The organism is Pseudomonas sp. Pse1, assembly GCF_024519635.1.
In the GTDB taxonomy this organism is placed as follows: domain Bacteria; phylum Pseudomonadota; class Gammaproteobacteria; order Pseudomonadales; family Pseudomonadaceae; genus Aquipseudomonas.
On sequence record NZ_JALJRO010000001.1, the window covers coordinates 103,161 to 117,911 of the forward strand.

At 62.4% G+C, this 14,751-nt stretch carries 8 protein-coding genes; 6 read left to right on the forward strand and 2 right to left on the reverse strand.

The window, feature by feature from the left end; translation table 11 throughout:
• Nucleotides 1-7 precede the first annotated feature (7 nt).
• Both NR126_RS00465 and NR126_RS00470 read right to left on the reverse strand, forming a co-directional pair.
• The gene (locus NR126_RS00465) at nt 8-988 is read right to left on the reverse strand and encodes a MoxR family ATPase (RefSeq protein ID WP_105754258.1); all 981 of its coding nucleotides are present in this window, start codon (nt 986-988) and stop codon (nt 8-10) included.
• 26 nt (nt 989-1,014) lie between these two features.
• Nucleotides 1,015-2,418, reverse strand: a complete 1,404-nt coding sequence (locus NR126_RS00470; protein ID WP_256829425.1) for a DUF1254 domain-containing protein — start codon at nt 2,416-2,418, stop codon at nt 1,015-1,017.
• 276 nt (nt 2,419-2,694) lie between these two features.
• Between NR126_RS00470 and tpx the strand changes: the two genes are divergently transcribed.
• The 6 genes from tpx (at nt 2,695) to NR126_RS00500 (ending at nt 14,705) form a co-directional block, all read left to right on the forward strand.
• Nucleotides 2,695-3,195, forward strand: coding sequence for a thiol peroxidase (gene tpx / locus NR126_RS00475; RefSeq protein WP_027618951.1), 501 nt, complete (start codon nt 2,695-2,697; stop codon nt 3,193-3,195).
• A 177-nt stretch (nt 3,196-3,372) separates the two neighbouring features.
• Nucleotides 3,373-4,689 carry an MdtA/MuxA family multidrug efflux RND transporter periplasmic adaptor subunit gene (locus tag NR126_RS00480; protein WP_105754256.1) on the forward strand — a complete coding sequence of 439 codons (1,317 nt, stop codon included), beginning with the start codon at nt 3,373-3,375 and terminating at the stop codon, nt 4,687-4,689.
• Nucleotides 4,686-7,790, forward strand: coding sequence for an MdtB/MuxB family multidrug efflux RND transporter permease subunit (locus NR126_RS00485; RefSeq protein ID WP_027618949.1), 3,105 nt, complete (start codon nt 4,686-4,688; stop codon nt 7,788-7,790). The genes NR126_RS00480 and NR126_RS00485 overlap by 4 nt, the downstream gene beginning before the upstream one ends.
• The gene (locus NR126_RS00490) at nt 7,787-10,894 is read left to right on the forward strand and encodes an efflux RND transporter permease subunit (RefSeq protein WP_256829426.1); all 3,108 of its coding nucleotides are present in this window, start codon (nt 7,787-7,789) and stop codon (nt 10,892-10,894) included. The genes NR126_RS00485 and NR126_RS00490 overlap by 4 nt, the downstream gene beginning before the upstream one ends.
• Nucleotides 10,891-12,363, forward strand: coding sequence for an efflux transporter outer membrane subunit (locus NR126_RS00495; protein WP_256829427.1), 1,473 nt, complete (start codon nt 10,891-10,893; stop codon nt 12,361-12,363). Before NR126_RS00490 ends, NR126_RS00495 begins: the two co-directional genes overlap by 4 nt.
• 260 nt (nt 12,364-12,623) lie before the next feature.
• Nucleotides 12,624-14,705: a bifunctional diguanylate cyclase/phosphodiesterase gene (locus NR126_RS00500; RefSeq protein ID WP_256829428.1), complete on the forward strand. Its 2,082-nt coding sequence runs from the start codon at nt 12,624-12,626 to the stop codon at nt 14,703-14,705.
• The last annotated feature ends 46 nt before the right edge of the window (nt 14,706-14,751 follow it).

The following is a 14,751-nucleotide window of genomic DNA, read 5'->3' on the forward strand; positions in this document are numbered from 1 at the left end:
CATGGCCTCAGGCGGGAATCGCGACAGTGTCGAGCAGGCGGTCAAGCACCTGGTCTGCGTTGACCCCGTCGGCCACCGCGTCATAACTCAATTGCAGGCGATGACGCAGCACCGGGTGAACCACGCTGCGCACGTTATCGGGGGTGACGAAATCCTGGCCCTGCAGCCAGGCGTCGGCGCGCGCGCAGCGGTCCAGGCCAATCCCGCCACGGGGGCTGGCGCCGATGGTGATCCAGCGCGCCAGGTCGGCATCGTAGTCGGCAGGGTGGCGGGTGGCGTTGATCAGATCGATCAGGTAACGGTCAATGGCCGGCGCGACACTGACCGCACTGACTTCACGGCGTGCATTGAAGATCACTTCCTGAGGTAGCTGAAAGCCGGGGGCGGTCGCGGCTGTGCCGGCCTGGGCCTGCTCTTCGTCGCGTAACAGGCGCAACACCTGGCTTTCGTTTTCAGCGCTGGGGTAATCCAGCAGCACTTTCATCAGGAAGCGGTCCATCTGCGCCTCCGGCAGGGGGTAGGTGCCTTCCTGTTCGATCGGGTTTTGCGTGGCCACCACAATGAACAACTGCGGCAGTGCATGGCTGTTGCCGGCCACGGTAATTTGCCGTTCTTCCATGGCCTCGAGCAGCGCCGCCTGGACCTTGGCCGGCGCGCGATTGATTTCGTCGGCGAGGATCAGGTTGCCGAACAACGGTCCCGGCTGGAACAGGATCTGATTCTGTCCGTCGACCTGGTGCAGTACCTCGGCGCCGGTGATGTCCGAGGGCAGCAAGTCGGGGGTGAACTGGATCCGGCGCATTTTTGCATCGAGGTGCTTGGCCAGGGCTTTGACCGTGCGGGTCTTGGCCAGCCCCGGCAAGCTTTCGAGGAGCAAATGCCCGTTGGCCAGCAGGCCAAGCATGATCTGCCGGATCACCTGATCCTGACCGAGTACCGCCTCGGCGATGTTCGCTTGCAGGGCATTGATATCAGTCAGTGCGGTCATGGGGGCGATCCTTTGCAGTGGGACGATCAGTTGATCGGGGTCAGCGCGGGCAGTTTCCACTGGCCATTGGCGACCTCGGGTTTGGGCAGATACAGGCGCAATACCGCATAGAACGGGCCGTGGGGCGCTGGCAGCCAGTTGCTGCGCTGGTCCTTGATCGGCACCGAGTGCTGCAGGTACAGGGTCAGTCCGCCATCGGCGTCGCGTTTGAGCTTAGGCAACATTCGGGAATTAATAAGGTAGCGATTCTGGTGATTGGGCACCAACAGTTTGGTCTTGCCGTCGTACATCGTCAGCGACCAGAACGCCTCCGCCGGTGGCAACTGGTCCTTGGCGAAGTGCAGGCTGTAGCTGCGCTTGGCGCCATTCAGTGGCTTGCCGGTGCTGTCGACGAAATAGCCCATGTACGCAGCTTCATCGGCAGAGTTGCCGAAAATCCCGATGTTGGCGCCGGCGTAGCGGTACAGGTAATTGTTCTGCAGGTGCTCACGGGTGCCGAAGAAGTCACCGCTGCTGAGCTGGTGGGTATCGATTTTTTCCTTCTTGAGCGCCGCAAACTCGGCCTGGGCATCGCTGATCCCGTCTTCCAGGGCCTGGCGCTGTTCGTTGCTCAGGGTCTTGAGTTCGAACGGCTGGCCGGCGACGACCCCGATTTTGCCGAAGCGCGCGAGGGCCTCCCGCTCCGAATCAACGGCCGGGGCGAAGGCCAGCATGAAGTTCAGGTACTTGAACAGCTCCGGGCTGTCGCTCATATGGGCGCTGGGCTTGGGCCAGTTGATCTTCGCCGCCGCCGGCGCTGGCGGTTGCTTGAGGTACTGGCTGAGGGGCTGGACCTTGTAGCCGTTCTGGATGCGTTTGACCTTCTCCAGGTCCTTGTCGTCGAACAGTTGGGTGCGATACAGCGCGTAGGCGATGTTACTTTCGCTGCGCACCAGGCGATCGATATTGACCGGCTGCTGACCTTTCCAGTCCGGACCGACGATCATGAACCGCCCACCTTTATTACCGGTGCTGCGGGTGCCCAGATAGGCGAAATTCTGCGTGTAGAGGTCAATCAACTGCACCGAGTAGTAACGTTCCTCGGCAATCTGCGGCAGGGTCAACACTACCGGCTCGGCGCGCAAGTCCATCCAGACGAAGGAGTAGGGCGTGTCGGAATTGGGCGTGATGATCGCCGTGTCCTTGGGCGTGAACACCCTGGCGGTATTGCCGATATGGTTGAACGGCGCCTTGAAGTTCGGTCCGCCTTTGTCCACGGTTTGTGCATACAGGGTCTTGTACATCTCAACGACCGGATAACCGTACAGGTAGGCTTCCTTGGCGATGCTGCGGGCTTCTGCGGGGCTGGCGGTAAAGTCCGCCCAGCTGGTGGCGCTCAATAACAGGCAAAGGCCGCCCAGTAGCAGGCGAGTCGGGGTCAATCGGGTCATTGCACAATCCTGTGGGTGAGCGTGGGTATGGCGTGAACTGATCGTCAGAAATCGACGAATGCGCTGTGGGATATACCCCTCTGCGCTGTAAGGTTCAACTAAGCAAGTTAGCAGTCAGCACGGTTACGGCCAGTCAGAAGGTTAATTATTTCAATGGATTCGGAAAAATCTATCGATACGTCGAGATAGGCTCGACCGCCCATTCGTGGTTAACTTCGCCTCCTTGCGAGATCCTTCGATGGTTCATTACACCCACTACTAATAAGGACACTGATCATGGCTCAAGTCACTCTTAAAGGCGGTCCGGTTCAAGTCAACGGCGAACTGCCTAAAGCCGGTTCCCAGGCGCCAGCCTTTTCCCTGGTCGCAGGCAACCTGTCCGACGTTACCCTGAAAGACTTCGCTGGCAAGCGCAAAGTCCTGAACATCTTCCCAAGCGTCGATACCCCGACCTGCGCCACTTCGGTTCGCAAGTTCAACGCCCAGGCCAATGACATCGCCAACACCGTGGTGCTGTGCATTTCCGCCGACCTGCCATTCGCCCAGGCGCGTTTCTGCGGCGCCGAAGGCCTGGAAAACGTCCAGAACCTGTCGACCCTGCGTGGCACCGAGTTCCTCGAGAACTACGGCGTGGCCATTGCCGACGGTCCACTCAAGGGCCTGACCGCTCGCGCGGTCGTCGTACTGGACGAAAACGACAAAGTGCTGCACAGCGAGCTGGTCGCGGAAATCGCTGAGGAGCCGAACTACGAAGCAGCGTTGGCCGTGCTCAAGTAACAGGCATTACAATTATTAACGGCCTGGCTCTGTCCAGGCCGTTTTCATTTGTGCTTCAGTCATTTAGCAATCACTCGCGAAAAACAGGCTGAAGGTAAATTGCCGGTAAAGGCGCTTTGCTAATTGACCGTCAGTGCTTATCGTTCAGCCTCCCGTATAAAGATGCCCACGCGCCCAATGGTTAATCACTCCATGCAATCTTCCGCTTCCCGTCACTCTCGTCGCTGGCTGTTCGGCCTGCTGGTCCTGTTGATCATTGCTGGCCTGTGCTGGAAATTTTGGCCGGCCGGCAGCGCCAGCAAGGACGCTCCCGCACAAAAGGCGGCGAGCGGTCACGTCGGCCGTTCGGGGAGCATGCGCCCCGGTTTCGGTGGCGCGGCGGGCGCGGTGCCGGTGCGTGTGGCGCCGGCGGTCGTGGGGGACTTCCCGCTGTACTACAAGGCCCTCGGCACCGTAACGGCGTTGAACACCATCAATGTGCGCAGCCGGGTCGGCGGTGAACTGATGAAGATCAGTTTTGAAGAAGGGCAGATGGTCAAGGCCGGCGACCTGCTGGCCGAGATCGACCCGCGTCCGTATCAGAACGCCTTGCTCCAGGCCGAAGGCACCCTGCTGCAAAATCAGGCGCAACTGAAAAACGCCCTCGTCGACCTTGAGCGTTATCGCGGCCTTTACGCCGAAGACAGCATCGCCAAGCAGACCCTGGACACCGCCGCAGCGCTGGTAGGGCAATACCAGGGCACGGTGAAAACCAATCAGGCGGCGGTCAACGACGCCAAGCTCAACCTTGAGTTCACCAAAATCCGCGCGCCGATCACCGGCCGCGTCGGCCTGCGCCAATTGGACATCGGCAACCTGGTAGCAGCCAACGACACCACCGCCCTGGCGATCATCACTCAGACCCAGCCGATCAGCGTGGCCTTCACCCTGCCGGAAAACAGCCTGGATGTAGTCCTCGCCCGTTATCGCAGCGGCGCTAAATTACCGGTCGAAGCCTGGGACCGTGGCGATACCAAGCTGCAAGCCAACGGGGTCCTGCAAAGCCTCGACAACCAGATCGACACCACCACCGGGACCCTGAAATTCAAGGCCCGCTACGACAACCGCGACCAGGCGCTGTTCCCCAATCAGTTCGTCAACGTGCGCTTGCTGGCCGACACCCTGAAATCGGTGATCCTCGCGCCATCGGCGGCGATTCAGTTCGGCACCAACGGCACCTTCGTCTACGCCATGGACGGTGACAAGAAAGTCACCATCCGCCCGCTGAAAATCGGCGCCAGCGACGGTGACAACACGGTGATCACCGAAGGCCTCAAGCCCGGCGACCGCGTGGTGCTGGAAGGCACCGATCGCCTGAAGGAGGGCAGTGAAGTCGAAGTGGTCAACGACAGCAACCAGGTCCCGGCCACCCCGGCCGACAACTTGCACAGCCAGGCCGGCGATACCGACCCTGCGGCCAAGGCCAACGGCAAGGCGCATAAGGGCGGCGCATGAACATCTCCCGCCTGTTCATCCTGCGACCGGTCGCGACCACCCTGAGTATGCTGGCCATTGTCCTGGCCGGCCTGATTGCCTATCGCTTGTTGCCGGTCTCGGCACTGCCGCAGGTGGACTACCCGACCATCCGGGTCATGACCCTGTACCCCGGTGCCAGTCCGGACGTGATGACCAGCGCGGTCACCGCGCCGTTGGAACGCCAGTTCGGGCAGATGCCCGGCTTGACCCAGATGGCCTCCACCAGTTCCGGCGGCGCTTCGGTACTGACCCTGCGTTTCAACCTCGACATCAATATGGACGTCGCCGAACAGCAGGTGCAGGCCGCGATCAACGCCGCCAGCAACCTGCTGCCCAGCGACCTGCCGGCACCGCCGGTGTACAACAAGGTCAATCCGGCGGACACCCCAGTCCTGACCCTGGCGATCACCTCGAAAACCATGCTGCTGCCCAAGCTCAATGACCTGGTCGACACACGCATGGCGCAGAAAATCGCCCAGATCAGCGGCGTCGGCATGGTCAGCATCGCTGGCGGGCAGCGCCAGGCAGTGCGGATCAAGGTTAACCCGGAGGCCCTGGCAGCCAACGGCTTGAACCTGGCGGACGTGCGCACCCTGATTGCCGCGTCCAACGTCAACCAGCCCAAGGGCAACTTCGACGGCCCGACCCGGGTCTCGATGCTCGACGCCAACGACCAGTTGACCTCGCCCAAGGACTACGCCGAACTGATCCTCGCCTACAACAACGGCGCGCCGCTGCGGCTCAAGGACGTCGCGACCATCGTCGACGGCGCCGAGAACGAGCGGCTGGCGGCCTGGGCCAATGAAAACCAGGCGGTGCTGCTGAACATCCAGCGCCAGCCCGGGGCCAACGTGATCGAAGTGGTCGACCGGATCAAGGCACTGTTGCCGAGCATCACCGACAACTTGCCAGCCGGCCTCGACGTCACGGTCCTCACCGACCGCACCCAGACCATCCGCGCCTCGGTCACCGATGTGCAGCACGAACTGCTGATCGCCATTGCCCTGGTGGTGATGGTGACGTTCCTGTTCCTGCGCCGGGCCAGCGCCACCATCATCCCGTCGATTGCCGTGCCGCTGTCGCTGATCGGCACCTTCGGCGTGATGTACCTGGCCGGCTTCTCGGTCAACAACCTGACCCTGATGGCCCTGACCATCGCCACCGGCTTTGTGGTCGACGACGCCATCGTCATGCTGGAGAACATCTCGCGCTACATCGAGGAGGGCGACAGTCCGTTGCAGGCGGCACTCAAGGGCGCCAAGCAGATCGGTTTCACCCTGATTTCCCTGACCCTGTCGTTGATCGCGGTATTGATTCCACTGCTGTTCATGGCTGATGTGGTGGGGCGGCTGTTCCGCGAATTCGCCATTACCCTGGCGGTGGCGATCCTGATTTCCCTGGTGGTCTCGCTGACCCTGACGCCGATGATGTGCGCGCGCTTGCTCAAGCGCGAGCCAAAGGCGCAAGAGCAGGGGCGTTTCTATCGGGCCAGCGGCGCCTGGATCGACTGGTTGATCGCGGCCTACGGGCGTCAGTTGCAGTGGGTGCTCAAGCACCAGCCGCTGACCCTGATGGTGGCCATCGCCACCCTCGGCCTCACCGTGTTCCTCTACATGATCGTGCCCAAGGGTTTCTTCCCGGTGCAGGACACCGGGGTCATCCAGGGTATTTCCGAGGCACCGCAATCGGTGTCCTTCGCCGCCATGAGCCAGCGCCAGCAGGAACTGGCGAGCATCATCCTGCAGGACCCGGCGGTGCAAAGCCTGTCGTCCTACATCGGCGTCGACGGCGACAACGCCACGCTCAACAGCGGCCGCTTGCTGATCAACCTCAAGCCCCACAAAGAGCGCGACCTGAGCGCCGCCGAGGTGATCGCACGCCTGCAGCCGCAACTGGACAAACTGGTGGGCATCCGCCTGTTCATGCAGCCGGTGCAGGACTTGACCATCGAAGACCGGGTCAGTCGCACCCAGTACCAGTTCAGCATGTCCTCGCCGGATGCCGCCTTGCTCAGCGAGTGGAGCGGTCGTCTGGTCGAGGCCCTGCAGCAGCAACCGCAACTCACCGACGTCGCCAGCGACCTGCAGGACAAGGGCCTGCAAGTGTACCTGGTGATCGACCGTGACGCTGCCTCGCGCATCGGCGTGTCGGTGGCCAATATCACCGACGCCCTGTACGACGCCTTCGGCCAGCGGCAGATCTCCACCATCTACACCCAGGCCAGCCAGTATCGGGTGGTGCTGCAGGCCAAGGACGGTGAGAAGATCGGTCCGCAGGCGCTGCAGCAGATCTACGTCAAGACCACCGATGGCGGCCAGGTGCGGCTGTCGAGTCTGGCGCGCATCGAAGAGCGTCAGGCACAGCTGTCGATTGCCCATATCGGCCAGTTCCCGGCGGTGATGATGTCGTTCAACCTGGCCCCCGGCGTTGCCCTGGGGCACGCGGTGGAACTGATCGAACAGGTGCAGAAAGACATCGGCATGCCGGTGGGCGTGCAAACCCAGTTCCAGGGCGCGGCCCAGGCGTTCCAGGCGTCGCTGTCGAGCACCTTGCTGCTGATCCTGGCGGCAGTGGTGACCATGTACATCGTGCTCGGGGTGCTCTACGAGAGTTACATCCACCCAATCACCATTCTCTCAACCTTGCCCTCGGCAGCGGTCGGCGCCTTGCTGGCGTTGCTGCTCAGCGGCAATGACCTGGGGATGATTGCGATCATCGGCATCATCCTGCTGATCGGCATCGTTAAGAAGAACGCGATCATGATGATCGACTTCGCCCTTGAAGCCGAGCGCAACCAGGGCATGGACCCGGCGACGGCGATCTACCAGGCGGCCTTGCTGCGCTTCCGACCGATCCTGATGACCACTCTGGCGGCGCTGTTCGGTGCGGTGCCATTGATGCTCGCCAGCGGCTCCGGCGCCGAGCTGCGCCAGCCGCTGGGCCTGGTAATGGTCGGCGGGCTGCTGGTCAGCCAGGTGCTGACCTTGTTCACTACACCGGTGATCTATCTGTACTTTGATCGGTTGGGACGGCGCTGGCGGCCTGCGCCGCGGACGCTGGAGTCGGTAGAACAGCCATGAACCTCTCCGGACCCTTTATCAAGCGCCCGGTAGCCACCATGCTGCTGAGCCTGGCGATCATGTTGCTGGGCGGGGTGAGCTTTGGCTTGCTGCCAGTGTCGCCGCTGCCGCAGATGGATTTTCCGGTGATCGTGGTCCAGGCCAGCTTGCCCGGCGCCAGCCCCGAGGTCATGGCGTCCACCGTGGCGACGCCTCTGGAGCGGTCCTTCGGTGCGATCGCCGGGGTCAACACCATGAGCAGCCGTTCCAGCCAGGGATCGACCCGGGTGATCCTGCAGTTCGACCTCGATCGCGACATCAACGGTGCGGCGCGGGAAGTGCAGGCGGCGATCAACGCCTCGCGCAATCTGCTGCCCAGCGGCATGCGCAGCATGCCCACTTACAAGAAGGTCAACCCGTCCCAGGCGCCGATCATGGTGCTGTCGCTGACCTCCGATGTGTTGGAAAAGGGTCAGCTCTATGACCTGGCCTCGACCATCCTGTCCCAAAGCCTGTCTCAGGTGCCGGGCGTGGGTGAAGTGCAGATCGGCGGCAGCTCCCTGCCGGCGGTGCGCATCGAGCTTGAACCGCAACTGCTCAACCAGTACGGCGTGGCCCTCGATGAAGTGCGCACCACCATTGCCAACGCCAACGTGCGCCGGCCCAAGGGCTCGATCGAGGACGATCAGCGGATGTGGCAGGTGCAGGCCAACGATCAGTTGGAAAAGGCCAAGGACTACGAACCGCTGATCATTCGCTACCAGAACGGCTCGGCGTTGCGCCTGAGTGACGTGGCCAAGGTCAGCGACGGCGTCGAGGATCGCTACAACAGCGGCTTCTTCAACGACGACTCGGCGGTGCTGCTGGTGATCAACCGCCAGGCCGGCGCCAACATCATTGAGACGGTCAACGAGATCAAGGCGCAGTTACCGGCGTTGCAGGCGGTGCTGCCGGCCAGCGTCAAGCTCAACCTGGCCATGGACCGCTCGCCGGTGATCAAGGCCACCTTGCACGAAGCGGAAATGACCCTGCTGATTGCCGTGGCCCTGGTGATCCTGGTGGTGTTCCTGTTCCTCGGCAACTTCCGTGCTTCGCTGATTCCGACTCTGGCGGTGCCGGTGTCGCTGGTCGGTACTTTCGCGGTGATGTACCTCTACGGGTTCTCGCTGAATAACCTGTCGCTGATGGCGCTGATTCTCGCCACCGGTTTGGTGGTGGACGATGCCATCGTGGTGCTGGAGAACATCTCCCGGCATATCGACGAAGGCATCGCGCCGATGAAGGCGGCGTACCTGGGGGCCAAGGAGGTCGGCTTTACGTTGCTGTCGATGAACGTCTCGCTGGTGGCGGTGTTCCTGTCGATCCTGTTCATGGGCGGGATCATCGAGAGCCTGTTCCGCGAGTTCTCCATCACCCTCGCGGCGTCGATCGTGGTGTCGCTGGTGGTGTCCCTGACCCTGACCCCGATGCTCTGCGCACGCTGGCTGAAACCCCATGTCCCGGGCCAGGAAAACCGCCTGCAACGCGGCAGCCGCAAGGCCAACGACTGGATGGTCAAGCATTACTCCAGCAGCCTCGACTGGGTGCTGCGCCATCCGCGCCTGACCCTGTTCAGCCTGTTCATCACCATTGGCGTCAACGTCGCGCTGTACGTGGTCGTGCCCAAGACCTTCCTGCCGCAGCAGGACACCGGCCAGTTGATCGGCTTCGTGCGCGGTGACGACGGCCTTTCGTTCAGTGTGATGCAACCGAAAATGGAAACCTTCCGCCGAGCGGTGCTGAAGGATGCGGCCGTGGAAAGCGTCGCCGGCTTTATCGGCGGCAGTAACGGCACCAACAACGCCTTCATGCTGGTACGCCTCAAACCGATCAAGGAGCGCAACATTTCTGCGCAGAAAGTGATCGAGCGCCTGCGCAAGGAAATGCCCAAGGTGCCCGGCGCGCAACTGATGCTGATGGCTGACCAGGACCTGCAGTTTGGCGGCGGTCGCGAGCAGCAGTCGTCGCAGTACAGCTACATTCTGCAAAGTGGCGATCTATCGGCGCTGCGCGAGTGGTACCCGAAGGTGGTCACCGCACTCAAGGCACTGCCGGAGCTGACTGCCATCGATGCCCGCGAAGGCAGCGGCGCGGCGCAAGTGACGCTGGTGGTCGACCGCGACCAGGCCAAGCGCCTGGGGATCGACATGGCGATGGTCACGTCGGTGCTGAACAACGCCTACAGCCAACGGCAGATTTCCACCATCTACGACAGCCTCAACCAGTATCAGGTGGTGATGGAGGTCAATCCGAAATACGCCCGCGACCCGATCACCCTCAATCAGGTGCAGGTCATCACCGCCGATGGCGCGCGGGTGCCGCTGTCGACCATCGCCCATTACGAAAACAGCCTGGAAAACGACCGGGTCAGCCACGAAGGGCAGTTCGCTTCGGAGAGTATTTCCTTCGACATGGCCGAAGGGGTGACGGTGGAGCAGGGCGGTGCGGCCATCGAGCGGGCGATTGCCAAGCTCGGCCTGCCCGAGGAAGTGATCGCCAAGATGGCCGGCACTGCCGATGCGTTTGCCGCGACTCAAAAGAGCCAACCGTTCATGATTCTCGGCGCCTTGCTCGCGGTGTACCTGGTGCTCGGGGTGTTGTATGAAAGCTACGTGCACCCGCTGACCATCCTCTCGACCTTGCCCTCGGCCGGGGTCGGTGCCTTGCTGTCGATCTATGCCCTGGGCGGTGAGTTCAGCCTGATTTCCTTGCTCGGTCTGTTCCTGCTGATCGGCGTGGTGAAGAAAAACGCCATCTTGATGATCGACCTGGCGCTGGAGCTGGAACGGCACCAGGGCATGGCGCCGCTGGAGTCGATCCGCAGCGCCTGCCTGTTGCGTCTGCGGCCGATCCTGATGACCACCCTGGCGGCGATCCTCGGTGCCTTGCCGTTGCTGCTCGGCAGTGCTGAAGGCGCGGAAATGCGCCAGCCACTGGGACTGACCATTATCGGCGGGCTGATCTTCAGCCAGGTGCTGACGCTTTACACCACCCCGGTGGTTTACCTCTATCTCGACCGTCTGCGCCATCGGGTCAACCGCTGGCGTGGGGTTCGTACCGATGCTGCTCTGGAAACTGCGCTATGACTGACCGTTATCCCCTCAACCAGCGAGTGCTCGCGGCCCGTGGTTCGCGGCTGCTGAGCCTGTCCCTCAGCGCGTTGCTGCTCAGCGCCTGCGCGGTCGGCCCGGATTACCAGCGGCCAACGGTGGCAGAACCGGCGCAGTACAAGCAGGCCGAAGGCTGGCGCCAGGCCAACCCCAGCGACTCCCTGGCCCGCGGTGCCTGGTGGGAGTTGTATGGTGATCGTCAGCTGAATGCCCTGGTGGAGCAACTGAACAGCTCCAACCAGTCTGTCGCCCAGGCCGAGGCCCAGTACCGTCAGGCCCAGGCGCTGGTGGCCAGCGCGCGCGGGGCGTTCTATCCATCGGTGGACCTGAGCGTCGGCAAGACCCGATCCAGCCAAGGCACCGGCAGCAGCAGTTCGAGCCTGAGCAGTTCCAGCAGCGGTATTCGCGACACCTATAACGCACAGCTCGGGGTGAGCTGGGAGGCGGACATCTGGGGCAAGTTGCGCCGTGGCCTGGAGGCTAACGAAGCCAGTGCCGAAGCAAGTTTTGCCGACCTCGCGGCGATGCGCCTGAGCCAGCAATCGGAGTTGGTGCAGAACTACCTGCAACTGCGGGTGATCGACCAGCAGAAGCGCCTGCTGCAAGCCACCGTGGAGAACTACCAGCGCTCGCTGAAAATGACCGAGAACCAGTACCGCGCCGGTGTCTCGGGCAAGGATGCGGTGGCCCAGGCGCAGACCCAGCTGAAAAGCACCCAGGCCGACATGATCGACCTGATCTGGCAGCGTGCGCAGTTCGAAAACGCGATTGCCGTGCTCATGGGGCAGGCCCCGGCTGCATTCAACCTGGCGGAAACCCAGGACATTCCGGTATTGCCTGAAGTGCCGGTGAGTCTGCCGTCGCAACTGTTGGAGCGCCGTCCGGACATCGCTTCGGCGGAGCGTTCGGTGATCGCCGCCAATGCCAACATAGGCGTCGCCAAGGCCGCGTATTACCCGGACCTGACCCTGAGCATGTCCGGCGGCTACAGCAGCAGTACCTCGACCGACTTGATCAGCCTGCCCAACCGCTTCTGGTCGGTGGGACCCAAACTCAACCTGCCGCTGTTCGACGGCGGCCAGCGTTCGGCGGAAGTTGACCGCAACGAAGCGTTGTATGACCAGACCGTCGCCACCTATCGTCAGACTGTGCTCGATGGTTTCCGTGAAGTGGAGAACTATCTGGTGCAGCTCAAGGTGCTGGGCGACGAAGCCGTCGTTCGCCAACAGGCCCTGGACGCCGCCCGCGAATCCCTGCGGCTGATCCAGAACCAGTACAAGGCCGGGCTGATTGCCTACCTCGACGTGGTGGTGGTCCAGGCCACGGCCTTGAGCAACGAACGCAGCGTGCTGAGCCTGCAACAAAGCCGGCTGATTGCCAGCGTCAATCTGATTGCGGCCTTGGGTGGTGGCTGGGATGGCAAGCTGGAACCTGCGGACCTGTAGGACCGACCTCGCCTCTGTAGGCGCTGCCCGGGCGGCGCTCCGCTGCTAGCGATGATGTCGGCTGTCCCTGCGCCTTCGCCAGCAAGCTGGCTCCTACAGGGTTTGCGGTGGGTGCCAGTCCACCGCCCTGTTACATCTTTCCCACGCACTAATGGCCTTTTGCTCAGTTAGCAGGTGCGTTCGCCATTGGAATCAGTACAATCGACGGCTTTCGCCCACCCGCACGGACGCAGTACGGCAAGGCATAGTCGAGAAGTTTGATGCTCATCGGTAACTATTCACCCGCCCTGGTTTTGATTTCGCTCTGCGTGGCCATCCTCGCCTCCTACACAGCTCTGGACCTGACCGGGCGCATCGCCACTGCCAAGGGGCGGGCGGTGCATGTATGGACGGCCGGCGGCGCCTTGGCCATGGGCGTTGGCGTCTGGTCCATGCACTTTATCGGCATGCTGGCCTTCAGCCTGCCCATCGACCTGGGCTACGACTTCGGCATCACCGCCTTGTCGCTGCTGATCGCTATCGGTTCCTGCGGCTTTGCCCTGTGGCTGGTCAGCCAGCCCGAGTTGCCGGCGTGGCAATTGGGCTTTGGCGCCTTGGTCATGGGCGCGGGCATCAGCGCCATGCACTACACCGGCATGGCCGCGATGCGCATGACCCCGGGGATCGACTACGACCCGAGCCTGTTCGGCGCCTCGCTGCTGATCGCCGTCGGCGCCTCGGCTGCGGCGCTGTGGATCGCCTTCCGCCTGCGGCAAAACACCCCCTACGTACGTTTCGCCCGAGGCGGCGCGGCGGTGATCATGGGCATCGCGATCGTCGGCATGCACTACACCGGGATGGCCGCGGCGCGCTTTGCCGATGGCAGCTTCTGTGGCGCGGCGCTCAATGGCTTGAGCGGCAAGGGCCTGGACAACTTGGTACTGGTCACCACCCTGGCGGTATTGAGCATTGCCTTGCTGACCTCGATTCTCGACGCGCGCCTCGAAGCGCGTACCGCCGAGCTGGCCAATTCCCTGACCCTGGCCAACCGCGAACTGACCCAATTGGCCCTGCACGACACCCTCACCGGGCTGCCGAACCGCATCTTGCTGGCTGACCGCATCGACCAGGCGATGCACCTGACCCAGGAGCAGGGCGGTTGCTTCGCGCTGATGTTCATCGATCTGGATGGTTTCAAGCCGGTCAACGATGCCTTTGGCCACCACATGGGCGACCAGTTGCTGCGCGAAGTCAGCCTGCGCCTGCGCGAGGACCTGCGCAGCCACGACACCCTGGCGCGGATCGGCGGTGACGAGTTCGTGCTGCTGGTGCAGCTCAATGAGCCCACCGATGCCTTGCGCCTGGCGGCGCGCCAGGTCGGCTTGATCTCCCAGGCATTCCGGGTCGGCGAACATGACCTGCAGATTTCCGCGAGCATCGGCATTGCGGTTTTCCCGGGCAACGGCCTGACTCCGCAAGAACTGCTGATGAACGCCGACGCGGCGATGTACCACGCCAAGGGCACCGGCAAGAACGGCTATCGTTTCTTCGATGCGTCGATGAACACGGATGCGCGGCGTCACCTGCAGTTGCTGCAGGACCTGCGCAGCGCGGTCGAGCAGCAGCAGTTCCGCCTGCATTACCAGCCCAAGTTCGATGCCAGCAACGGCCAGCCGGTCGGAGCCGAGGCCTTGCTACGCTGGGAACACCCGATTCAGGGGCTGCTGATGCCGGACAAGTTCATTGAACTGGCGGAAAAAACCGGGTTGATCATCCCGATGGGCGAATGGGTACTCAACGAAGCCTGTCGGCAGATGCGCATCTGGCACCAGCAGGGTTTCAGCCACTGGCGAATTGCGGTGAACCTGTCGGCCTTGCAGTTCTGCCATGCGGGACTGGTACAGAGCGTGGCCATGGCCCTGGCCACCCATGGTCTACCGGCCAACAGCCTGACCCTGGAAATCACCGAAACCACTGCCATGAGCGATGCCGATGCCAGTATGGCGGTGTTGCAGCAGTTGTCGGATATGGGCGTGGACTTGTCGATTGATGACTTCGGTACCGGCTATTCCAGCCTGATGTACCTCAAGCGCTTGCCAGCCAACGAACTGAAGATTGATCGTGGTTTCGTTCGTGACCTGGAACGCGACAGCGATGACGCGGCGATCGTCTCTGCCATCGTCGCCCTCGGTCAGGCATTGGGCTTGCGGATTGTGGCCGAAGGTGTGGAAACCGGGGTGCAGCAGGATTTTCTGACGAAACTGGGCTGCGATTCGCTGCAGGGTTATCTGTTGGGGCATCCGTTGCCGGCAGAGGGCTTTATGGCCAATATCAATCGTGTGCAGCCGTCGCTGGTTGGATAGAACACTGTAGGACAGCGAATTTTGTAGGAGCGAGCCTGCTCGCGAT

What these genes read in the sequence shown, in the direction of transcription:
- NR126_RS00465 (WP_105754258.1), bottom strand. Translation starts at nt 988, where the DNA reads ATGACCGCACTGACTGATATCAATGCCCTGCAAGCGAACATCGCCGAG.
- NR126_RS00470 (WP_256829425.1), bottom strand. Translation starts at nt 2,418, where the DNA reads ATGACCCGATTGACCCCGACTCGCCTGCTACTGGGCGGCCTTTGCCTG.
- tpx (WP_027618951.1), top strand. Translation starts at nt 2,695, where the DNA reads ATGGCTCAAGTCACTCTTAAAGGCGGTCCGGTTCAAGTCAACGGCGAA.
- NR126_RS00480 (WP_105754256.1), top strand. Translation starts at nt 3,373, where the DNA reads ATGGTTAATCACTCCATGCAATCTTCCGCTTCCCGTCACTCTCGTCGC.
- NR126_RS00485 (WP_027618949.1), top strand. Translation starts at nt 4,686, where the DNA reads ATGAACATCTCCCGCCTGTTCATCCTGCGACCGGTCGCGACCACCCTG.
- NR126_RS00490 (WP_256829426.1), top strand. Translation starts at nt 7,787, where the DNA reads ATGAACCTCTCCGGACCCTTTATCAAGCGCCCGGTAGCCACCATGCTG.
- NR126_RS00495 (WP_256829427.1), top strand. Translation starts at nt 10,891, where the DNA reads ATGACTGACCGTTATCCCCTCAACCAGCGAGTGCTCGCGGCCCGTGGT.
- NR126_RS00500 (WP_256829428.1), top strand. Translation starts at nt 12,624, where the DNA reads ATGCTCATCGGTAACTATTCACCCGCCCTGGTTTTGATTTCGCTCTGC.